Source organism: Rhodanobacter sp. G2-10, assembly GCF_055809185.1.
Window position 1 is genome coordinate 2,074,076 of record NZ_CM147900.1, and the last position, 22,693, is coordinate 2,096,768.

16 protein-coding genes are annotated in these 22,693 nt (G+C 65.5%); 5 read left to right on the forward strand and 11 right to left on the reverse strand.

Going from position 1 to position 22,693, the window contains the following annotated elements; translation table 11 throughout:
* Positions 1-19: 19 nt before the first annotated feature.
* From AC0L58_RS09575 to AC0L58_RS09605, 7 genes are all read right to left on the reverse strand, one after another.
* Positions 20-754 (reverse strand): CvpA family protein, encoded by a 735-nt coding sequence (locus AC0L58_RS09575; RefSeq protein ID WP_473682797.1) that lies wholly within the window; start codon positions 752-754, stop codon positions 20-22.
* 211 nt (positions 755-965) lie between these two features.
* On the reverse strand, positions 966-1,988 hold the full coding sequence (locus tag AC0L58_RS09580) for an SPOR domain-containing protein (protein WP_473682799.1): 1,023 nt from the start codon (positions 1,986-1,988) through the stop codon (positions 966-968).
* Positions 1,989-2,064: 76 nt separating this feature from the next.
* Positions 2,065-3,339 (reverse strand): bifunctional tetrahydrofolate synthase/dihydrofolate synthase, encoded by a 1,275-nt coding sequence (folC, locus tag AC0L58_RS09585; RefSeq protein WP_473682801.1) that lies wholly within the window; start codon positions 3,337-3,339, stop codon positions 2,065-2,067.
* A gap of 594 nt (positions 3,340-3,933) precedes the next feature.
* Complete coding sequence (locus AC0L58_RS09590) at positions 3,934-6,273, reverse strand: heavy metal translocating P-type ATPase (protein ID WP_473682803.1); 2,340 nt, start codon at positions 6,271-6,273, stop codon at positions 3,934-3,936.
* The gene (locus AC0L58_RS09595) at positions 6,270-6,695 is read right to left on the reverse strand and encodes a MerR family DNA-binding protein (RefSeq protein WP_473682805.1); all 426 of its coding nucleotides are present in this window, start codon (positions 6,693-6,695) and stop codon (positions 6,270-6,272) included. Before AC0L58_RS09595 ends, AC0L58_RS09590 begins: the two co-directional genes overlap by 4 nt.
* A gap of 89 nt (positions 6,696-6,784) precedes the next feature.
* Positions 6,785-7,456, reverse strand: a complete 672-nt coding sequence (locus AC0L58_RS09600; protein WP_473682807.1) for a nitroreductase family protein — start codon at positions 7,454-7,456, stop codon at positions 6,785-6,787.
* A 64-nt stretch (positions 7,457-7,520) separates the two neighbouring features.
* Positions 7,521-9,320: an FAD-dependent oxidoreductase gene (locus tag AC0L58_RS09605; protein ID WP_473682809.1), complete on the reverse strand. Its 1,800-nt coding sequence runs from the start codon at positions 9,318-9,320 to the stop codon at positions 7,521-7,523.
* A 143-nt stretch (positions 9,321-9,463) separates the two neighbouring features.
* Here AC0L58_RS09605 and AC0L58_RS09610 point away from each other — a divergent pair, with 143 nt between their 5' ends.
* Both AC0L58_RS09610 and AC0L58_RS09615 read left to right on the forward strand, forming a co-directional pair.
* Positions 9,464-10,315 (forward strand): LytTR family DNA-binding domain-containing protein, encoded by an 852-nt coding sequence (locus tag AC0L58_RS09610; protein WP_473682811.1) that lies wholly within the window; start codon positions 9,464-9,466, stop codon positions 10,313-10,315.
* 91 nt (positions 10,316-10,406) lie between these two features.
* On the forward strand, positions 10,407-12,614 hold the full coding sequence (locus AC0L58_RS09615; protein ID WP_473682813.1) for a penicillin acylase family protein: 2,208 nt from the start codon (positions 10,407-10,409) through the stop codon (positions 12,612-12,614).
* A gap of 96 nt (positions 12,615-12,710) precedes the next feature.
* Here AC0L58_RS09615 and AC0L58_RS09620 read toward each other — a convergent pair whose 3' ends face one another.
* Complete coding sequence (locus AC0L58_RS09620) at positions 12,711-13,268, reverse strand: Hsp20/alpha crystallin family protein (protein ID WP_473682815.1); 558 nt, start codon at positions 13,266-13,268, stop codon at positions 12,711-12,713.
* Between AC0L58_RS09620 and AC0L58_RS09625 the strand changes: the two genes are divergently transcribed.
* The 3 genes from AC0L58_RS09625 (at position 13,267) to AC0L58_RS09635 (ending at position 16,764) form a co-directional block, all read left to right on the forward strand.
* A complete protein-coding gene (locus AC0L58_RS09625; protein ID WP_473682817.1) occupies positions 13,267-13,512 on the forward strand; it encodes a hypothetical protein in 246 nt (81 codons plus the stop codon). The genes AC0L58_RS09620 and AC0L58_RS09625 overlap by 2 nt on opposite strands.
* A 107-nt stretch (positions 13,513-13,619) precedes the next feature.
* Positions 13,620-15,803 carry an AsmA family protein gene (locus tag AC0L58_RS09630; protein ID WP_473682819.1) on the forward strand — a complete coding sequence of 728 codons (2,184 nt, stop codon included), beginning with the start codon at positions 13,620-13,622 and terminating at the stop codon, positions 15,801-15,803.
* A gap of 25 nt (positions 15,804-15,828) precedes the next feature.
* Entirely contained in the window at positions 15,829-16,764 is a 936-nt protein-coding gene (locus AC0L58_RS09635) for a DMT family transporter (RefSeq protein ID WP_473688674.1), read from the forward strand.
* Positions 16,765-17,026: 262 nt separating this feature from the next.
* On the opposite strand, the gene AC0L58_RS09640 is transcribed toward AC0L58_RS09635, so the two are convergent.
* From AC0L58_RS09640 to AC0L58_RS09650, 3 genes are read right to left on the reverse strand one after another with little or no spacing between them, the layout of a single operon-like run.
* The gene (locus AC0L58_RS09640) at positions 17,027-20,182 is read right to left on the reverse strand and encodes an efflux RND transporter permease subunit (protein WP_473682821.1); all 3,156 of its coding nucleotides are present in this window, start codon (positions 20,180-20,182) and stop codon (positions 17,027-17,029) included.
* A gap of 10 nt (positions 20,183-20,192) precedes the next feature.
* Positions 20,193-21,443 (reverse strand): efflux RND transporter periplasmic adaptor subunit, encoded by a 1,251-nt coding sequence (locus tag AC0L58_RS09645; protein WP_473682823.1) that lies wholly within the window; start codon positions 21,441-21,443, stop codon positions 20,193-20,195.
* Positions 21,440-22,687: a TolC family protein gene (locus AC0L58_RS09650; protein WP_473682825.1), complete on the reverse strand. Its 1,248-nt coding sequence runs from the start codon at positions 22,685-22,687 to the stop codon at positions 21,440-21,442. Before AC0L58_RS09650 ends, AC0L58_RS09645 begins: the two co-directional genes overlap by 4 nt.
* Positions 22,688-22,693 lie beyond the last annotated feature (6 nt).

The window sequence follows — 22,693 nt, forward strand, 5'->3', positions numbered from 1 at the left end:
CTGTTTCAGGGATGCTTGTTCAAGGTTGCAGGGGATGACTGGAAACACTGCCCGTCGCTGCCGGGTCCTGACCCGCGCGTGGTGCCGGTGGCGGACGCCGGGCGGACATGGGGTCATTCAGCCGACCGGACAAGTTGTGGACCTGGTCGAGTAGGTCGGAATGTGCGACGCGACCGAGCAGGTTTGATGATGGCGGGGAACTCGAAGCAGCCGCGGGAGCCTGCCGCTGCAGCACCGGTTCGGACTTCAACTTGTTCAGCACGGCCTCGGGATGCAGATGGTCGGCCACGTTCGCCGGGATATTCTGGCCCAACCAAGCGGCGCTGGCCTGGAACTGCGGCAACAAGGTGGAGTGCTGCCACCACGGTTCACGAGTCATGGCGGTAAGCCCGACCAGGAACACCACCAAGGTCACCACCAGCACACCGCGTACAAAGCCGAACAGCACGCCCATCAAGCGGTCGATACCGGTCAGCCCCGTGCTCCAGATCAGTCGCCGGGCTGCAAACCGCAGGATCGCACCGAGCAGCAGCACGCTGATGAAACAGATCGCGTAGCCGACGCTGACCCGCGCTACCGACAGGGAAATCGTGTTCTCGAACAACGCGGCCACATCCGGGCCGAACAGCGTGGCCACCACGAAGGCCGCCACCCATATCACCAGTGACAGGACCTCGGCGACCAGACCGCGCATCAGTCCGATCAGGACTGAGAGGCCCAGAATGCCCAGGATAATTCCGTCTACCCAGTTCATCCTTGCTTCCGAACTGCCGGAATGCCCGAACGTGCCGGCGTCCAGGGCCTCATTTGCGTGAGGGGGAGAATCCAGTTCACTTCGCGCGCCGCCGACCTGGTTTGCCGCGCGACCGCCCTTTCAATGACTGAACAGCCACGGGAATGGCGTATCGGCGGAATTGTCCGGATTTTCATGGTCAGCGGCCGCGCAATACAGGACATGAATGGCATCAAGGCACGGAAACGACGTTGCCGTCGATGCCGAGTTTGGCCTTGATCTGGTCGTGCACCTGCTGGGCTTCGGCCCGCTGGGTCTGCGGACCCGCGCGCACGCGCCACAGCGTCTTTCCGCCGGACTGCACCGAGTCGACGAAGCCGTCAAAACCCGCCTGGCGCAGCTTGTCGCGCAAGGCATTCGCATCGGCGTGGCTGCTCACCGCGACCAGTTGCACTGCCCAGCCCCCTGGTTTGCCCGAGTCGGCCGCAGCCGCAGCCGGGGCGGGTGTGCTGCCGACGTGCTCATCCTGCTCCAGCTTGGCGGGAACTCCGGGAATGGCCTGGATGATTTTCAGACGCGCTGCCTCGGCCGCCGTGCGCGTCTCGAACGGCCCGGCAATCACCAGGGTGCGCGGCTTGCCAGCCCGCGTGATCGAGTGACCGCTCACCGGGTAGCCCAGCGCGCGCACGCGGCCCTGCAACTTCGCTGCGCCAGCGGCACTGGCGTAGGCGCTGAGGTTGAGCGTGTAGCTGCCATGACCGGTTGCCGCGGCCGGAGGTGTGGGCTTGGGTTCCGCCGGGGCCGGCTTGGCAGGCGATGCGCTGGCCACAACAGGCTTGGCAGGTGGCGCTGCTGCCGACGGCGGCGTCGTGGCTGCCGCTGCCGTGGTGGTTCCAGCGCTGCGCTGCGGAATCACCGGTTGGGTCGGTGACGCACCGCTGCCGGTGACCACCGTCGTCGGGGCCGGCTTGCGGCCGGCTTCCGGATCGAGCTCCACGTCACGCGGGCGATTCGAATCGATGGTGACGGTCGCGATGCGGTCACTCGAACCCTCTGCCTGACTGGACGCGGCCACCGCGGCACCCGGGTTCAGGCTCATCGTCTTGGTTTGCAGGTCACGATCGGGAGCCGGCGGAATTGTCAGGTTGACCGACTTGTCGCTGCCCGGCGCAGGCGGGCTTCCGGAGAAGAACATCGGCACGAAAATGACCGCCAACGCGATCAGGACGGCAGCTCCCAGCAGGCGTGTTTTCAAGTTTTCGCTCCCGGACGGCAAACGCAATGCGCAACGACCGGATTATACCTGCCAGCGCCGGGAGCCATGGCGCTGCTCACGCGGATTGTTCAGCGATCACCGCGCTGGCGACGAAAAACGAGCCAAAAGCCAGAATGCACTCGCCCGGCCGCGCGGATTCTTGCGCCGCTGCCAACGCCGCCGGGACGTCCGCGTACGCTTCAAATCGTGCCTGGGGCAGCGTTTCACGCAGAGTCGCCACCAGCGCTGGCGCGCTGAGACCACGCGGCGTGGCTTGCTCCAGCCCGGCCAGATGCCAGTGGTCAATGCGCGTGCCGAGCGCAGCCATCACGCCACCCACGTCCTTGTCGGCCAGCGCCCCGTAAACGGCATGAACCCTGCCGGCTGGCTGCATATCCAGCCATTCCGCCAGCGCTCGCGCCGCCTGCGGGTTGTGACCCACATCCACGAACAAACGTGGCTCGCCACCCAATGCCTGCAACCGCGCAGCAATCCGTACCTCGTGCAGACCGGCGCTGGCCGCCGCAAACAATGCGCTGGGGGAAAGCACATCCCCGTCAAGCGCATGCAACGCCGCGATCGCCGCCGCCGCATTGGCGTACTGGACCGGCGCCGAAAGGGTCGGATCAGGCAACTCCATGGCCATGCCGTCACGGTGGCGCCAGCGCCAACCATCTGCATGGTGCTCGACTTCGAAATCGCGGCCAGCCCGCTGGACCAGCGCACCGCATTCGGCCAGCGCCGCCAGCAGACCGTTGGGCGGATCCAGTTCGCCCAGGATCGCGGGGCGATCACGACGCGCAATACCGGCTTTCTCCCGGCCAATGCTGTCCCGATCGGGCCCCAGCCAGGCCATGTGGTCGAGGTCGACGGTGGTGATCACCGCCACGTCCGCGTCGATGATGTTCACCGCGTCGAGCCGTCCGCCCAGCCCCACTTCCAGCACCGCCACATCGACACCGGCACGCGCGAACAGGTCCAGCGCAGCCAGCGTGCCGAATTCGAAATAAGTCAGTGGCAGCTCGCCACGGGCCGCTTCGATCCGTTCGAAGGAGGCGATCAGGGCGTCGTCTTCCGCCAGGGCGCCGTCGATGCGGATACGTTCGTTGTAGACAAGCAGGTGTGGTGAGGTGAATGCACCCACGCGACGTCCCGCTGCGGCAAGCATCGCTTCGAGCAACGCTACGGTGGAGCCTTTGCCATTGGTGCCAGCCACGGTGATTACCTGCGGCGCCGGGCGCGGCGCGCCCATGCGTTGCCACACTTCACGCACGCGATCGAGCCCGAGCTCGATGCTGTGTACGTTGACGCGATCCTGATACGCCAGCCATTCGGCTAGATTGCGGGCCATGCCTGTCCACTTCGATGATGATGGATCCAGCGTGCTGCGCCACATCGCATCACGCACCGACCGAAGCGCGGAAGCTTAAGGCAACGTGGATCAAGTATCGACTGTGCAGAACTCCGTAGCCAGGCAGCTTGACCAGGCAAGAAGCCAGCTGACTTGGCATTGTCCTGAAAAGCGCCCCCATCCGCCCTTCGGGCACCTTCCCCCGTAAACGGAGGAAGGGAAATCGGCAGACGCTCTGCCGCATCGGCTGCGTGAAACTTTCCTTCCCCTGCAAAGCGGGGGAAGGTGCCCGAAGGGCGGATGGGGGCGCTCTGATCGACCCACGCAACACATGGCCGCTGGTCCGGACACCATGCAAAAACTCAGACCAGCGGCACCGAACCGGGCTGGAACAGCGCCAGCACGGTCGATGCCGTGACCAGTGTGGCGAACAACAACGCCAGGCATCCGATGAAGCCAGAGTCTTCGTAGAGCTTTTTCATGATGTTTCTCCCTGCACCGGGTTGGTGTGGAGAAATGATGCCGCGCAGGCTCCGATGGTTGCAGAAGCAGCCGTCAAGCTTCGCCGATGACAGCCGTCATAAACGCCAGGCGCTACAGCTCGACGTTGCGCAAGCGCAGCGCGTTGCTCACCACCGACACTGAACTCATGCTCATCGCCAGCGCCGCGATCATCGGCGACAGCACGATACCGAACCATGGATACAGCACGCCGGCCGCCACCGGCACGCCAATCGCGTTGTAGATGAAGGCGAAGAACAGGTTCTGGTGGATGTTGCGCACGGTTGCCTGCGACAGCCTGCGCGCACGCACGATGGCGCCAAGTTCACCCTTCATCAGGGTCAGTTGCGCACTCTCCATGGCCACATCGGTGCCGCCACCCATGGCGATGCCGATGTCGGCAACGGCCAGCGCCGGGGCATCGTTGATGCCGTCGCCGGCCATCGCCACGCGGTGACCTTCGGCTTTCAGGCGCTCCACCGCTGCTGCCTTGTCGGCCGGCGATACGTCCGCATGGACCTCGTCGATGCCCAGTGTGTCAGCCACCGCCTGCGCGGTGGTGGCGTTGTCGCCGGTGAGCATCACGATGCGCAGGCCCGAAGCGTGCAGGCTGTTGATCGCCGCGGACGCATCCGGCTTGATCCGGTCGGCCACGACGAGCAGCGCGGAAAGCGTGCCGTCGACACCGAGAAACATCACCGTCGCGCCCTGCCCGCGCAGTTTTTCGGCTTGGGCATGTGCCTCGCCCCCGATTGCCACGGAAGCCTCGTCCATCATTTTCGCGTTGCCCAACACGACCGCACTGCCCTCGACGCTGGCCGTCACGCCGCGACCGGTCAACGAACGGAAGTCCGCCGGGTCGGGCAAGCTCAGGCCCTCGGCTTCCGCGGCCTGCACGATAGCCTTTGCCAGCGGGTGCTCGCTGGGTCGCTCCAGTGCCGCCGCCAGTGTCAGCAGGCGTTCGCGTGGCAATTCGCCCAGCACCACCAGCTCCGTCAGGCTCGGCTTGCCCTCGGTCAGGGTGCCGGTCTTGTCCACCACCAGGGTGTCGATGTCACGCAGGGTCTCGATCGCGCTGGCATCGCGGAACAGCACGCCATGCTGCGCACCACGGCCGCTGGCGACCATGATCGAAATCGGCGTGGCAAGGCCCAGCGCACACGGACAAGCAATGACCAGCACCGACACCGCCGCGATCAGTGCATGGCTGAACTGTGGTGACGGACCGAATACCGCCCACACCGCGAACGCCACCACCGCGACCGCCACCACGGCAGGCACGAACAAGCCCGCCACCCTGTCGGCCACCCGCTGCAGCGGCGCCTTGCTGCGCTGCGCCTGCGCCACCAGCGCCACGATCTGCGCCAGCATGGTCTCGCCGCCAACTTTCTGCGCACGCATGGTCAGCGCGCCATCCTGGTTCACGGTGGCGCCGGTGAGCGCATCGCCCACCTGCTTGGCCACCGGCATCGGCTCGCCGCTGAGCATCGACTCGTCGACATGGCTCTCGCCCTCCAGCACCACGCCGTCGACGGGCACCTTTTCGCCGGGGCGCACGCGCAGCGTGTCGCCGACCTGCACCTCGTCCAGCGGCACGTCGCTTTCGCTGCCGTCATCCGCGATGCGCCGCGCGGTCTTCGGCGCCAGCCCGAGCAAGGCTTGCAGCGCCGCGCCGGTGCGCCGACGGGCGCGCAGCTCCAGGAAGTCGCCGAGCGTCACCAGGGTAACGATGACCGCGGCCGACTCGAAATACACGCCGACCCTGCCCTGCGCGTCACGGAAGCCGGCCGGAAAGATCTCCGGCCACAGGAACGCGACCGCGCTGTACGCCCAGGCCACGCCGGTGCCCAGCGCGATCAGGGTGTACATGTTCGGGTGCCATGGCTTGAGCGAACGCCAGCCACGCGCGAAGAACGGCGCGCCGCCCCAGAGCACTACCACGGTCGCCAGCACGGCCTCGACCCAGACGGTCACGCCACCCCAGGGTGACGGCAGATGCCAGCCGAACATGTGCGGCCCCATCGCCAGCAAAAACACCGGCACCGTCAGCACCACCAGCCACCAGAAGCGCCTGGTCATCGCCACCAGTTCGCCACCGTCATCCTCATCCAGCGATGGCATCATCGGCTCCAGCGCCATGCCGCATTTGGGGCAGGAACCGGGACCGACCTGCTGCACTTCCGGATGCATCGGACAGGTGTAGATGGTGCCGGCCGGAGCCGGCTTCGGCGCGGGCTTGCCGTGCAGGTAGGCCGGTGGATCGGCGATGAACTTTTCGCGGCAACCTGCCGAGCAGAAATACCAGGGATGGCCCGCATGCTCGGCCTGATGTTTCGCAGTATGCGGATCGACCTTCATGCCGCACACCGGGTCAGTGACCTGACCATTCGGCTTGCTTTCGTGGGTCGCGCAGCAGCTACCGTGTGCGTTCATGATTCGCCCTCTTCATCCGTCAGTGCCCGCAAAATAGGACAGTGCTCCGGCGCGCCATGCCCGGGACACGATTCAACCAGCTCCGCCAACCCGTCACGCACCCGCTGCAATTCGACGATGCGTTGCTCGATCGCCGCCAACCGCTGCTGCGCCCGTTTCTTCACGGCCTTCACGCCGCGCTGGCGATCGGCCGACAAGGCCAGTAGTTCGCGGATCTCTTCCAGCGTGAAACCCAGATGCTTGGCGCGCCGGATGAAACGCAATTGCGCGATCGTGCCCTGGCCATAGCTGCGATAACCGGAGGCGCGTCGCTCCGGCTCGGGCAGCAAGCCTTCGCGCTCGTAGTAACGAATCGTGTCGATCGCCACGCCGACGCGCTTGGCGACGACACCGATGGTGAATGAGCCATTGGGTTTGTTCATGAGGTGAGTCTAGACCATTGATCTAGGTCCAGAGTCAAGGGGTGGGTTCAATCACAAGCCGGCGACGACTCGGAGGTTGGCGCGATGAGCTATTCCAGAAAGGAGGCGTACGTCGCCAGCGGCAACCGCTCGATCGCGGGTACGCGGCACCCCGCCGCCGGATGTCCTGCCACCAGCAACAGGAACGGCATCTCGTTGCGCGGGCGCCCGAACACCTCGTTGAGGAAACCCATCGGACTGGGCGTATGCGTCAGCGTGGCCAGCCCGGCGCGATGCAGGGCGGCGATCAGCAAGCCGGTGGCGATGCCGGTGGATTCCTGCGGGTAGTAGCGCTTGTGCTTGTTGCCCTGCGCATCCAGCCCGAAGCGCTCATAGAAGATCGCGATCAGCCATGGCGCTACCTCGAGGAACGGTTTGCTGGCATCGGTACCCAGCGGCGCCAGCGCCTGCAGCCATTCGTCCGGCGCACGCCGTTCATAGAACTCGCGCTCCTCGGCTTCCGCACCCGCCCGGATGCGTCGCTTGAGCCCCGCATCGGACACCGCCACGAAACGCCATGGCTGCTGGTTGGCGCCGCTGGGGGCGGAACCGGCCGCGCGCAGGCAATGCTCGATCAGCTCGCGCGGCACCGGCGTATCGGCGAAGTCGCGCACCGTGCGCCGTTGCGACATTTCCGCTGCAAAGCGCGCCGCGGCGTCGATCCGCTCGGCGTCGCTCATCGGCGTGCGTGGCGGCAAGGGTGTGAAGGCGTACTCGCGCATCGACCTGCTCGTTCTACCGGCGTGGCGGCCATCGTAACGCCACCAACACCGCGAGAACGGGGTTTTACGCCCGACGGGAAAAGCCGTCCGCGCTCCAATCCTCGCTGCCCACGCCGTGGTGCACCACGAACAAGCCGTCGGGATCGTACTTGCGCTTGGCGGCGGCCAGTCGCGGATAGTTCGAACCCCAGAACGCGCGCTGCCAGTCGCGCTGGAAATAGTTGCTTTCCGAAACATAGGCCCCGGCATGTGGCGCTGCCTTGAGCAACGCCTCCATCGACCGCCCGATCGCCGCAGCTTCGCGGCTTGCCTTCACCAGGTCCGGCCCGGGGCCCGGCATGCCGGGAAAAGCTGGCGCGCTGGCGCCGGCAACGATCGCCAGCGCAAAAGCATCAAGCACTTGCGGGTTCGTCGCGGTGTCCTTTGCCGCGGCAACCGCCGCCGTCGCTGCGCCGGCCAGGCCCTTGTTGAAATGCAGTTCCACGCTCCACTCGCGCGCGGCGTCGAACAGTGCATCCACCAAGGCACGCCCGCGATCGCGATGCAGCAGTGACGCCGGCAACCACGCTGACTGGTAACCGTGCAGGAACCAGCCCGCTTCCCCGACGTTCGTGGACCAATAGGCGTGATGCTTCGGCGCGCCCGGTCGCTCGTCCGCGATCATCACGCCTGGCGCATGCCGGCTCATGAAGTCCGCGTCCCACATGTGCTGAGCGGGCAACGCGAAAATCTTCACGGCGTCGACGTAACGAAGTTCCGCGTGCGCCTCTACCCAGGCCAGGAACGGCCTCCAGACCTTTTCCATCTGCGCCTGATCCAGCCCGTGGCACAGCATGCTCAAGTGCAGCTTGCGTCCACTGAAGCCCATCTGCTCGCCCCAGTGCGGGTTGAACAGGTTGCCGCGATAGAACTCGATCGCCTTCGCGATCAGGGCGCGATACGCCGCATCGGTGGAGGCTCCGATCGTACCGAGCACCGCACCGAAAAACGCCGGCAGTTCGCGCGTGCGCAGGGTCAGCCGGGTCACCACGCCCAGGCTGCCACCGCCGCCGCCCTTGAGACCCCAGAATAGTTCCGGATGGTTGCAGGCATTGGCGATGCGCACCTGTCCATCGGCGGTGACCACCTCGGCCTCGAGCAACCCGGCCGCGGCCGTGCCGTAGTTCTTGGAGAAGCTGCCGAAGCCGCCGCTCTGCACCAGCCCGGCCACGCCCACGCTGGTGCAGCCACCACCCTGCACGTAGCGGCCACCCTTGGTGGTCACCGCGTCGTAGGCATCGATCCACATCGCGCCGGCACCGATACTCACGGCCGGCTGCGGCGCCACCGAACAACCTTGCGGCACGAACGCGTCGTGCAACCGGATCTGGTTCATCCGCCGCGTCCATATCAACAAGGAGTCCGGCGCGTCGGAGGTGCCTTGATAGCTGTGGCCGCCACCTTTGACGACCAGGCGCAGCCGATGTTCACGCGCAAAATCCACGGCGGCGGCGACATCGGCCGCGCTTTCGGCGACCACCGCGTAGGCACTGGGCTGGGACGTCCACGCATCGGCCCAGCCGCTGGTCTGGGTCAGGGCCGGCTGGTCGCCGAGGTAGAACGGGTTCTTCAGCTGCGCCAGCGCTTCAGCCCGGGCCGCAGGAGGCGCATCCGGCGCGAACGGCGACTGCAGCTTCAGCAGGCGACCGCCGACGCGCTGCTTCAGCGCATCCCATGTCGCCGGTGTCGGCCAGGCAGGATTGCCCGGGCGCACCCTGCGCAACAGACTTCGGCGCGGGCTGGCCAGCAGGCGCCCGACGGGCGACAGCGCCAACGGCAGGAACGATGCGGCGATGGCGGCCTTGAGCAGATCGCGACGATTCATGACGGACCTCGGTGATGGAGTCGGCCTCCATGCTGCAAGAAAGCCGGCCTGCGGTCGCCTGCCGGGTGACGGAGCGATCCCTCCCGGGGACGGATGGTGGGCCGATGGGGACGAACCGCAAGCGCTTTGCGTAAAATCGGCGCATGAACCAACAGTCGGGCTTCGGCTTCCAGGACTTCCAGCGCTGGCGGCGCCCCATCGAAATCGCTTTCTGGGTCACGCTGACCACCCTCATTACCCTGTTCAACGGGCTGGTCTCGGAGATCGACCACGCGCGCGTGGCCCGGTGGGAGCCCTGGGTATGGGAGTGCAGCAGCTCGATCGTCATCCTGGCACTGATTCCCTCCGTGATTGCGCTGGAACGACGCTGGCCGTTCCGTTTCGACACCTGGCGCCACAGCCTGCCGCGACACCTGCTGGCGACGATTCCCTTCAGCGTAGTCCATGTGCTGGGCATGGTCGCACTGCGCAAGCTGGCCTACGCATCAGTCGGCTCGCACTACGAGTTCGGAGCGCGCTTCGGCTACGAATACCTGAAGGACTTCCGCACTTATTTCCTGATCATCGTGCTGCTGTGCCTGTCGCGACTGTTGCTCGTCCGCTGGCAGGGTGAGGCGCGTCTGCTGGCGGAACCCGACGGCGAACCGCCCACCGAAACCGTCGAGCGACCCGAGCGCTTCCTGGTGCGCAAGCTGGGCCGGGAGTTCCTGCTCAACGCGGGCGAGATCGAGTGGCTGCAGGCTTCGGGGAATTACGTGAACCTGCATGTGCGTGGTCGTGATTACCCGTTGCGCACCACCATGGCCGCGATCGAGGAGCGGCTGGACCCGGCGCGCTTCGTGCGCGTACACCGCAGCTACTTCGTCAATCTCGACTACCTGGCCCAGATCGAACCACTGGAAACAGGCGACGCCCGGCTGACGTTACGTGATGGCGCAACGATTCCCTGCAGTCGGCGCCATCGCTCCGCCTTGCGCGAACGTTTCGACAGCTGATCGGGCAATAACAGACGTACACTCCGAAGGCGGGTGGGGTTTTGCCATGGGCTACGCTTGCGAAGTGATTACGCGCAACAAGGGGCAGCAGATGAGCACACAGATTCCAAGCAAGTTGATCGCGCTGGCCACGGTCGGCCTGTTGTCGTTGTGCCTGACCGGCACGGTCCAGGCCAACTCGACCGAGCAGGCCCGCTGGCAACACCAGGCGCGGGCAGTGACGATCACCCGCGACGACTGGGGCATCGCCCACGTGCACGGCAAGACCGATGCGGACGCGGTGTTCGGCATGGCCTATGCGCAGGCCGAGGATGACTTCAACCGGGTCGAGACCAACTACCTGATCTCGCTGGGTCGGCTGGCCGAGGCGAAGGATGCGGACGACTCCGCGCTGTGGCAGGACCTGCGCCAGCGCCTGTTCATCGACCCGACCGAGCTCAAGAAGCTGTACGCGCAGAGCCCGCGCTGGCTGCGCAAGCTGATGGACAGCTGGGCGGACGGACTGAATTACTACCTCGCCACGCACCCCGATGTGCATCCGCGCGTGATCACCCATTTCGAGCCGTGGATGGCGCTCTCGTTTACCGAAGGCAGCATTGGCGGTGACATCGAACGGGTGGAGCTGGGGCCGCTCAAGGCGTTCTACGGCACCACCACCGACGCGCCGCTGGCACAGGTGCAGACGCGCCCCAGCTGGGCCGAACCGACCGGCTCCAACGGCATCGCCATCGCGCCGAAGCTCACCGTCGACGGCCATGCGCTGCTGCTGATCAATCCGCACACCTCGTTCTTCTTCCGCTCCGAACTGCAGATGTCCAGCGACGAAGGGCTCGATGCCTACGGCGCGGTGACCTGGGGCCAGTTCTTCGTCTACCAGGGCTTCAACAAGCATGTCGGCTGGATGCACACCTCGACCGGCACCGACGTGGTCGACGAATTCGCCGAGACCATCGTGCACCGGGACGGCAAGCTGTTCTATCGCTACGGCAAGGTGCTGCGGCCAGTCACCTCGCGCCAGATCACCGTGTCGTATCGCACCAAGGACGGCACGTTGGCCCAACGCACGTTCACCGCGTATTTCACCCATCACGGCCCAATCGTGCGCGAGGCGGACGGCAAGTGGATCGCCGAGGCGCTGATGAACAAGCCGATCCCGGCGCTCGAACAGAGCTGGCTGCGCACCAAGACGCACGATCTGGCCAGCTACATGAAGGTGGCCGAGCTCAAGGCCAACTCGTCCAACAACACCTTGTTCGCCGACAACAAGGGCGAGATCGCCTTCCTGCTGCCGCAGTTCGTGCCCAGACGCGACAACCGCTTCGACTACACCAAACCGGTCGACGGCGGCGATCCCGCGACCGACTGGCAGGGACTGACGCCGCTGGACCAGTTGCCGCAGGTGATCAACCCGCCCAACGGCTGGACCTTCAACACCAACGACTGGCCCTACTCCGCTGCCGGCCCGTACAGCCCGAAGAAAGCCGACTACCCGCACTACATGGACACGTTCGGCGAGAACCCGCGCGGCCTGCACGCCACCCGCCTGCTCACCGGCATCAGGAACGTCACCTTGCCGTCGCTGATCACCGCCGCGTTCGACTCGTACCTGCCGGCGTTCGCGCGGCAATTGCCGATCCTGATTGCCGACTACGACGCGCTGCCGGCCAACGATCCGCTGCGCAAGAAACTCGCGGGACAAATCCAGATGCTGCGCGACTGGGATTACCGCTGGGGCATCGCCTCGATGCCGACCTCGCTGGCAGTGTTCTGGGGCGACACCCTGTGGGATGAAGTGAGCAAGGCGGACACCGCCGAAGGCCTGTCGGTCTACGAAAGGATGGCCGACAAGGCCGGCGCCAAGGCGCGCCTCAACGCCCTGGTTGAAGCCTCCGACCGACTGGAGAAAGACTTTGGCAGCTGGGGCGTGCCATGGGGCGAGATCAATCGCTTCCAGCGCCTCAACGGCGACATCGTGCAGAAGTTCGACGACAGCAAGCCGAGCATCCCGGTGCCATTCACCTCCTCACGCTGGGGTTCACTGGCCTCGTTTGGCGCACACCGCTGGCCCGGCACCAAACGCTACTACGGCACCAGCGGCAACAGCTTTGTGGCCGCCGTCGAGTTCGGCCCGAAGGTGCACGCCCGCGCGATCACCGCCGGCGGCGAAAGCGGCCACCCCGACTCAAGGCACTTCAACGACGAAGCCGAGCGCTACACCACCGGCAACCTGCGCACGGTGTATTTCTGGCCCGAACAATTGAAGGGGCATGCCGAGCGGGTGTATCACCCGGGCGGCTGAATTCCGGCGCTCCGACATCGCGTGCAACGCACCGCACCGCAAGAGGCAAAAAGGCGAGCGCCGGGCCATTGCCCGGCGCTCGCGTACTGGCAGCGATCAGGCCGCACTTACCTCGATCTTCTTGCCCTCGCTCTGCTGCACGGCCTCGGGCTTGCGCGGAACCGTGACGGTCAGCACGCCACTCTTGAACTGGGCGCTGATGGCGGCATCGTCGACATCGTCCGGCAGTTCAATCGTGCGTCGGAAGGCACCGTAGCTACGCTCGACGCGGTGCATCTGCGCGCCATCTTCGCGATTCTCCTTGCGCTTTTCGCCGGCTATGGTGAGCGTGCCCTCGCGCACCCGCACGTCGATGTCCTGCTGCTCGACGCCCGGCACCTCGACCTCGATCATATAGGCCTGCTTGCCCTCGACGATATCCACCTTCGGACGAAGCATGTCCTGACCGCCCGACACCCAACCGGAACCGGCGGACATCAGGCCGAAATCGTCAAAGAAGTCCTCGAAGATGCGGTCGATACCGCGATGCAGACGCGACAGTGGCAGCACATCCTGGCGGTCATCCGTGCGGACGCTGATGTCACGCGGGGACCCGCTGTCCGTGCGGAACCAGTTCATCGGCGACAAACGACCGAGCTCAAGTGAAGTACCCATGATGGTCACCTCCAAGCCATTCAAGATATTCAGGAAAACCCTTTTCTTGGATGCCACCTGGCCGGAGCAACAGCCAGCCTGGCCAGCGGCACGCCCTGAGATCATCGGCGGGCAGGAAAGTTCACTCCAGAATGGCCATCCAGACGGCCGTATAGCATTCGTTAAGCAAGTCGTCGACGACCAGTCGATGCAATCGCCCCAGAACCACGGGTTCGGCCGCGAGCTGAACAGTAGCGAAGCTTGAAGACGTAACCTTGCCATGCCGTTGGCTATCACTCACGTAGAGTCGGGACTGACCCACGCGCCCTACCCGGATACGCGCGCCGGGGCGTCTGAGCACGGAGCGAGCCCATGAAACGAAGCACCAAATCACTCGTGGCGATAGGCAGCGTCTTGCTGGCACTGATCCTGCTCGCGTCGATCGTGATCGCCACCTTCAACTGGAATCGTCTGCGTCCGTTCATCAGCGACAAGGTCAGCCAGGCCATCGGCAGGCCGTTTGCCATCGACGGCGATCTCACCGTGGACTGGCAGCGTGATCGCAGCGGCAGCGGGCTGACATCCTGGGTGCCATGGCCCGAGTTCACGGCGCGCGACATACGCATCGCCAATCCGGATTGGGCCTCACAACCGCAGTTCGCCGAGCTGGATGCGCTGCACTTTCGGTTGTCGCCGTTGGCGCTGCTGGCGCACCGCATCCACGTGCCATCGCTGCAACTGGTCAACCCCCGCGTCGACCTGGAACGGGACAAACGAGGGCGCGCCAGCTGGGATTTCAACCTGCCGCAGACCACCACACCGTCCACCTGGCGTCTGGATATCGGCTCGGTCGGGTTTGGTCACGGTGTCATTCGTCTGGATGACGCCGCCACGCAAACCCGGGCCAGGATCACCGTAACGCCATTGCAGGCGGCTATTCCCTTTGACCAGATCGTCGCCGAGCAAACCAGGGAGTCGCGGGAACAGGCGAAGAAGAATACCGGAAAGGCACCGGGCAGCGCCCACGATGAGCCCGCGACAACGGATCAGTCGATCACCTATCAATTCGCGTGGAGAGCCGAGGGTACCTATCGTGGCGGTACGCTCGAGGGCCACGGCAAGACAGGCGCGGTGCTGGCGCTGCAGGACGCCGGCAAACCTTTTCCGGTACAGGCCGACGTCAAGATTGGCGACAGCCGCATCGCGCTGGCCGGCACCTTGACCGATCCGCTCCACCTTGGCGCACTGGATTTGCGACTGTGGCTCTCCGGCTCCAGCATGGCCCGGCTTTACCCGTTGACCGGCATCACTCTGCCGGACACGCCGCCCTATGCCACCGAAGGTCATCTGAAAGCCACGCTGGGCAAGGACGGCAGTCGCTACGACTACGATGATTTTCGTGGGCAGGTCGGCGGCAGCGATCTGGGCGGCAGCCTGTCGTTCGTCACCGGTGGCACGCGGCCGAAGCTGAGCGGCAACCTGCATTCGAAGCAGTTGCGGTTCGCCGATCTGGCGCCACTGATCGGCGCCGACCCGAACTCCGCCAGGAACAAGCAAGACGGCGGTACGCCGCAGCCGGCAGACAAGCTGCTGCCGGTTGCGCCATTCCGAACCGACCGCTGGCAGACGATGGATGCGGACGTGAACTTTACCGCCGCACGCATCGAGCACGGCAAAACGCTGCCGATCGATTCGCTGAGCACGCATCTGGTGCTCAGCAACGGCGCACTCTATCTGGATCCGCTGAGTTTCGGCGTGGCCGGGGGCAAGGTGCGCAGCAATATCAGCCTGGATGGCAGCCGTCATCCGATGCCGGGCGTGATGAAACTCCACGCGCGTCACCTGAAACTGAAGCAGCTGTTCCCCGAGTTCGCTCCCATGCGCACCAGTTTCGGCGAGATAAATGGTGATGCCGACCTCACCGCCGAAGGCAATTCGATCGCTGCGCTGCTCGGCAGCGCCAACGGCGAATTGAAGTTGCTGATGAACGACGGCGCGATAAGCAAGACGCTCCTGGAAACCGCCGGACTCAACGTGGGCAACATCATCATCGGCAAGCTGTTCGGCGACAAGACCGTTAAGATCAATTGCGCCGCCACCGACATGACCGCGAAGAACGGCGTGTTCGACCTGCGCCTGTTTGTCTTCGATACCGGAGATGCGGTGATCAACGTGGACGGCACGGTAAACCTTGCGACCGAAAAGCTCGATCTTGATGTAAAGCCGCACACCAAGGGCTTGCGCATCCTGTCATTGCGTTCGCCGTTGTATGTGCGCGGCACGTTGAAGCATCCTGACGTGGGGGTCCAGAAAGGCCCGCTGCTGCTGCGTGGCGCCGGGGCAGTGGCACTGGGCACCGTGGCGGCGCCAGCGGCTGCCCTTATCGCCCTGATCGCGCCCAGCCACGACAGCGACGATGACGGCGACAACACGTGTCGGGCAGTGCTGCAACAATTGCGCGACTCCGGCAAGATCTCGGCCCCTGGCAAATCAGCATCTTCGCCACCGGCGAAACGCGAGCTGCAACATCGCGACGTTCGCACCGGCCAGCGCTAGACTAGGCACACCCCTCCCACGCGACATCCCCATGCAACCTGCCAACCTGGCCCGCCTGCAGATTCATTTCTGCGTGTTGTTGTGGGGCTTCACCGCAATTCTGGGCAAGTTGATCACGCTGCAGGCGCTGCCACTGGTGTGGTGGCGCATGCTGCTGGTGGCGGCGGCGTTGTTGCTGGTGCCGAAAGTGCGCCGCAACCTGCGCGCGATGCCGTGGCGGCTGATCGGCGCCTATGCCGGCATCGGTGTGCTGGTGTCGCTCCACTGGCTGACCTTCTACGCGGCGATCAAGCTGTCCAACGCCTCTGTCGGCGCCACCTGCATCGCGCTGGGCCCGGTGTTTCTTGCCTTCGTCGAGCCGTGGTTGACCAAGCGCAAATTCGATCCGCGCGAGCTGCTGATTGGTGCGGCGGTGGTGCCGGGCGTGGTGATGGTGGTCGGCGGCGTGCCCACCGACATGCGCATCGGCATCGCGGTAGGCGCGTTGTCCGCCTTGTTCGTGGCGTTGTTCGGTTCGCTCAACAAGCGCATGGTCGACTCGGGTGATCCACTCACCGTCACATTCATTGAGCTGGGCACCGGCACCGCGTTCCTCACCTTGCTGGCACCGCTGCTGCCGCACCAGGGTGCCTTGTTCGTGCTGCCCAACCTCCACGACACCGTCCTGCTGCTGGTGCTGTCATTCGGTTGCACCTTGCTGCCGTTCTCGCTGGCTCTGGTTGCGCTGCGCCACATGAGCGCATTCGGCACCCAGATGGTGACCAACCTGGAGCCGGTCTACGCGATCCTGCTGGCGATCGTGCTGCTGGGTGAGCAGCATGAGCTGGATCACTGGTTCTATCTCGGCGTCACCGTGATCCTGGCGGCGGTATTCGTACACCCGCTGCTGCATCGCAAGCGCCGCAGCACGCAACAACCGGAATTGATGGGCACCACCGAAAGTCACAGCATGGTGGATTGATGACACGGGCGCCGTAAGTCACCTCGCTGACGCCGCCGAAATGCAAACCCGAGGCGAATGGCACTGCCTCAAGCTCGTCATCCTCGCGAAAGCGAGGATCCAGCCGCCTTTGGCGGTTCGGCGAAGGCGGAAGGCACTGGATTCCTGCGTTCTCAGGAATGACGGAATGGCAGGACTTTGCGCTTGAGTCCATGCCATTCAGACGCGAGACGGCGTGCGCAGCATCTGCGAAAACACGTGCAGGCCTCGAGCGCCGGCATCCTCAGTCGGCTGGCGCCACTTGCCGCGCCTTGCCAACGGTGCGGCCATGCGCCAACCGGTACAGCGCCGGCAACACCAGCAAGGTCAGCAGCGTCGACGACAGGATGCCGCCGATCACCACGGTGGCCAGCGGACGTTGCACTTCGGCGCCGGTACCGACGTTCAGCGCCATCGGCACAAACCCCAGCGAGGCCACCAGCGCGGTCATCAGCACCGGCCGCAGGCGGGTCAAGGCGCCTTCGGTGATGGCGCTATCCAGATCGCGGCCCTCATCCAGCAGGTGCCGGATGAACGACACCAGCACCACGCCGTTGAGCACCGCCACGCCCGACAGCGCGATGAAGCCCACGCCAGCGGAAATGGAGAACGGGATGTCGCGCAGCCACAACGCGAGCACGCCGCCGGTCAGCGCCAACGGTACGCCGGTGAAGATCACCGCCGCATCGCGGGCCGAGCCGAAGGCCATGAACAACAGGCCGAAGATCATCAGCAGCGTGATCGGCACCACGATCTGCAACCGCTGGCTGGCCGACATCAGCTGCTCGAAGGTACCGCCATAGTTGATCCAGTAGCCGGTCGGCAACATGACTTCGGCGGCGACGGTGTCGCGCAGTTCCTCGATGAACGAACCGAGGTCGCGACCGCGTACATTGGCGGTGACCACCACCCGCCGTTTGCCACTCTCGCGGCTGATCTGGTTCGGCCCGGCCGACAGCTCGATATGCGCCACCTCACCTAGCGGCACGGTGGTCGGCGCGGATGGATCGTTGCGCGCTGGCAGCGGTATCGGTAACGCTCCCAGCGCCTCCAGCCGGCTGCGCTGCGCCTCCGGCAAGCGCACCACGATGTCGATGCGCCGATCGCCCTCGAACACCTGGCCGGCGAAACCGCCGCCCATCGCGATGGACACCGTGTCTTGCAGGTCGGCCACCGCCAGGCCATAGCGCGCCAGCGCGGTGCGATCGGGCAGGATCGTCAGCAGCGGCAGACCGGTGGATTGTTCCAGCTGGACGTCGACCGCGCCCGCCACGCCAGCGGCCACCTTCTCCACCTGTTCACCCAGCGCGGCCAGGGAGTCGAGATCGTCACCAAAGACCTTGATCGCCACTTCCGCGCGCACGCCGGCAATCAATTCGTTCATGCGCATCTGCACCGGCTGGGTGAACTCGTAATTGTTGCCAGGGATCGCACGTACCGCCTCGTCAATCTCACGTACCAGCTCGGCCTTGGTCTTGCGCGGATCGGGCCAGTCCTTGCGGTCCTTCATCATGATGAAGGTGTCGGCCACCGAGGGCGGCATCGGGTCGGTGGCGATCTCGCCCGTGCCGATCTTGGTGAACACGCGATCCACCTCGGGAAACTGCTTGATGCGGGCTTCCAGATGCAGTTGCATGCCGATCGCCTGGCTCAAGCTGGTGCCGGGGATGCGCAGCGCGTGCAGCGCAATGTCGCCTTCGTCGAGGTCGGGGATGAACTCCGCACCGAGCCGACCGGCCAGCAGACCGGCGGCGACCACCAGCACGGCAGCGACTGCGACCACCGCCACCCGCCAGGCGAGCACACGATGCAGCAGCGGCGCGTAGGCACGACGGAGCCCCCGCATCACGCGGTTTTCCTGCTCGGCCACGCGACCCGTCACGAACATCGCCACGGCAGCCGGCACGAACGTCAACGACAGGATCATCGCCGCGGTAATCGCGATCACCACGGTGAACGCCATCGGATGGAACATTTTCCCTTCGACGCCGGAGAGGCTGAAGATCGGCAGATACACGGCGGCGATGATGAACAGGCCGAACAGGCTCGGCTTGATCACTTCGGTGGTGGCGCTGGTCGCCAGGGCGAAGCGCTCGTCCCGGCCAAGCATCCGGCCCAGTCGCTGCTGCGCTTCGCCAAAGCGGCGCAGGCAGTTCTCCACGATGATCACTGCACCGTCGACGATCAGGCCGAAGTCGAGCGCGCCCAGGCTCATCAGGTTGCCGGAGATGCCGTTGCCGACCATGCCGCTGATGGTCATCAGCATGGCCAGCGGAATGACCGCCGCCGTGATCAGCGCCGCGCGCAGGTTGCCGAGCAGCAGGAACAGCACCAGGATCACCAGCAGCGCGCCTTCGACCAGGTTTTTCTGGACGGTGGCGATGGCGCGATCGACCAGCTGCGTGCGGTCATACACCGCGCGCGCAGTCACCCCGGCGGGCAGGCTCTGGTTGATGTGCTTGAGCTCGGCCGCGGCACGCTGCGCGACCGCGCGGCTGTTCTGGCCGATCAGCATGAAGACGGTGCCGAGCACGGCCTCATGACCGTTCTCGGTCGCCGCGCCGGTGCGCAATTCCTTGCCCTCGATCACTTCCGCCACGTCGCGCACGCGCAGCACCACGCCGTTGTGCTGCTTGACCACGACCTCGCTCAAACCGTCGAGATCGGTGATCTGCCCGGGTACGCGGATCAGGTATTGCTCACCGAAGCGCTCGATGTAGCCGGCGCCGACGTTGGCATTGTTGCGCTCCAGCGCGCGTTGCACGTCGACCAGACTCAGCCCGTAGGCAGCCAGTTTGGCCGGGTCCGGCGTGACGTGGAACTGGCGCACGAAGCCGCCCACCGTGTTGACCTCGGTGACACCGGGCAGATTGCGCAGCTGCGGCCGGATCACCCAATCCTGCAGCGAGCGCAGGTCCGTCGGCGTCCACGGTTGTCCATCGGCACGCCGCGCCTGCGGATCGGCCTCGACCATGTACATGAAGATTTCGCCCAGGCCCGTTGCCACCGGCCCCAGCGTCGGCTCGACCCCGGCGGGCAGCTGCGAGCCGACTTCCTTCAGGCGTTCGGTCACCTGTTGCCGGGCGAAATACACATCGGTGCCGTCCTCGAACACGGCCGTGGTCTGGGACAAACCGTAACGGGCAATCGAGCGCGTCTGCACCAGGTGCGGCAGCCCGGCCAGCGCGGTCTCGATCGGGTAACTCAGGCGCTGCTCCGCTTCCAGCGGCGAATAACCGGGCGCCTCGGTATTGATCTGCACCTGGACATTGGTGATGTCCGGCACGGCGTCGATCGGCAACTTCGAATAGCTCCACACGCCCAGCGCACCCAGGCCCAGCGCGAGCAGGAGCACCAGGAAGCGATGCGCAATCGCGGCTCGTACGATCCGTTCAAGCATGCTGGCGTCCTCAGTGGTCGTGGCTGGCGCCGGACTTTTCGATGTCCGCGCGAATGAGGAAGCTCTGCTCGCTCACATAGGTCGTCCCGGGCATGATGCCGCCGAGCACTTCGACCGAGGTTTCGTCGCGCTCACCCAGCTCGAGCATGCGCACTTCATAGGTCTCGCCAACCTGGGCAAACACCACGGTGAAGTCGCGGAAGCGCTGCAAGCCCGAAATCTTCACCGCCAGCGGCACCTGCCGTTCGGCCACGGTGACATCCCCGACCACCGCCATGCCCGGGCGCCAGGCGCTGTCCGGGTTGGGCATTTGCGCGCGGGCGATCACGCTGATGCCCGCGTTGGTGACCGGCACCAGGGTGTCGATCCGGGTGGTCAACGCTTTCCCGCCACTGGATGGTCGCACCGTCACCACCTGCCCCGGGCGCACGCGGTCGATATCGCGGCCTACCGCATGCAGTTCGATCCAGACCGACGACAGGTCGCCGATCTCGAACAGCGGCGCCTCGCCGGCGACATCGCCGACGTTCGTGTCGCGGGCAAGCACCACACCGTCCAGCGGTGACGTGACGGTGTAGCGGCGCATGCTGTCGTTGCCTTCCACCGTTGCCAGCGTCTGTCCGCGGCGAACGTGATCGCCCAGTTTCACCGGCACCGCGCGGACGATGCCCGGGAAGCGGGCCCGCACCTGGGCATGGCGGCTGCGATCGATCGCCACGCGTCCCATCAACGGCAGCACGTCACGGATCGTGGCCGGACCAGCGGTCGAGGTTTTCACTCCCGAAGCGGCGGCCGTTGCGGCGGGAATCGTGACGCGCCCTTCGTACGACGCGTAGCTCCACGCATGCGTCTTGCCGTCGTAAATGGCGCTGACCTTGACGTCGAAGGAGTGCGGCTCGACCACCGTGCTGTTGGCAATCAGCGCATCGCCTTCGGGCCGGAACGTGAAGTGGGTCGTTTGGCCGTCCAGACGCTTGATCTCAACCAGCGGCTGCAGTGCAGCCGGCGGCAAGGGGCTGCCGTCGCGATAGCCATACAGACGAAACTCCGGCGGCACGCCGGTTTCATACACGGTAACTTCGAGGGCAAACGGGCCGTCGCGCAGCAAGCGACCGTTATGCGGGCCGCGTTCGAACTCATCGGCAGCAGCGTGCGCGTTTTCGGCCGGTGCCTGTGCAGCACGATCGCCGCACGCACCCAGCGTGAAGGAAGTGACGATCAGCAGCGCCAGCACGGCGCGCTTGAGGTACCTGATGGTCATGGGGACAGAACTCCGGCAGCGACCGTCATCCGTTCGATGTCGGTCAACAAGATGTGGTATCGGACGGCAGCATCGATCTGCGCATTGCGCAGTTCGAGCAGCGTGCGCTGGGCCTGCGACAGCGCGACAAAGCTGAAACGCCCGGCATCGAAACCCTTGCGGGTCAGCGCCAGGGCGCTTTCGGCCTTCGGGATCATGCGGTCGCGATGGGCTTCGAACGCGGTGCGCGCGTGCAGCAGTTCCTGATACGTCGAGAAGAGCCGTTGGCGCACGTCCATCTGTTGCGCCTGGACACGTGCGTCGGTCGCCTCGGTCTCGGCCACGAACCGGGCCACGCTCAGCGCCGAGCGTTTGGCGCTACCCAGCGGTATCGAAATGCCGGCGACCAGCGCCGTGTCGTTGAATGCCGAAAACCGACGTACGCCGACATGCACGGTGATATCCGACTTGGCACTGGCAGCGGCCACGCGCTCGCGTGCCTGCGCGGCGCGCGTGTCCAGCGCCAGCCCACGCAGGACAGGATTGTTGGGCAAGCGCGACAACAGCACCTCGTACGACGGCACCGCAGGGAGCTCGAACAGGTTGCCGGCCACCGTGTCAGCATCCAGCTCGATGGCATTCCACAACGCGGCCAGCGAAACCCTGGCACTGGCCAGTTCATGCGACGCGTGCTCGACCTCGATGGCGGCCCGCTCTTCGGCGATCTGCATCAGGCTGAGATCCGACTCCGGACTGCGCCCTGCCTGCACCCAGCGATGCACCGTCGCTGTCAGCTCGTGCGCAAGCGCCAGATCCCGCGCGGCGACCGCGGTGCGCGCCTGATCGGCAAGCACTTCGACAAAACGCCGCGTCGTCTCGGTGGCCAGTTCCAGCCGCGTCTGTGCCAGCGCATTCCTTGAACGCTCGATGTCGATCGCACCCGCCGCCCGTCGCGCGTCGCGCTTGCCGCCCCGTTCGACCACCCGACCCAGCCGCAGCGTGGTTGCGGCCTGCTGGACGCCGGCTACCGCGCCGGTGCCAGCCACATTCTCCACGTCCGCCCCCAGCATCCAGGCTGGAGACAAACCTGCCAGATCCGCATGCCGTTCAGCGGCAACAATGGTTTGATCACCGGCGCGGACGGCCGGGTTGTGCGCCAGCGTGCGGGTTACCGCCTGCGGCAAGGAAAGGGCCTCACCCGCGAGCGCAGGCGCGCAAAATCCACCTGCCAGCAGCAGGAGGCACAAGCCACGTAAAGAAAGCACGATGTT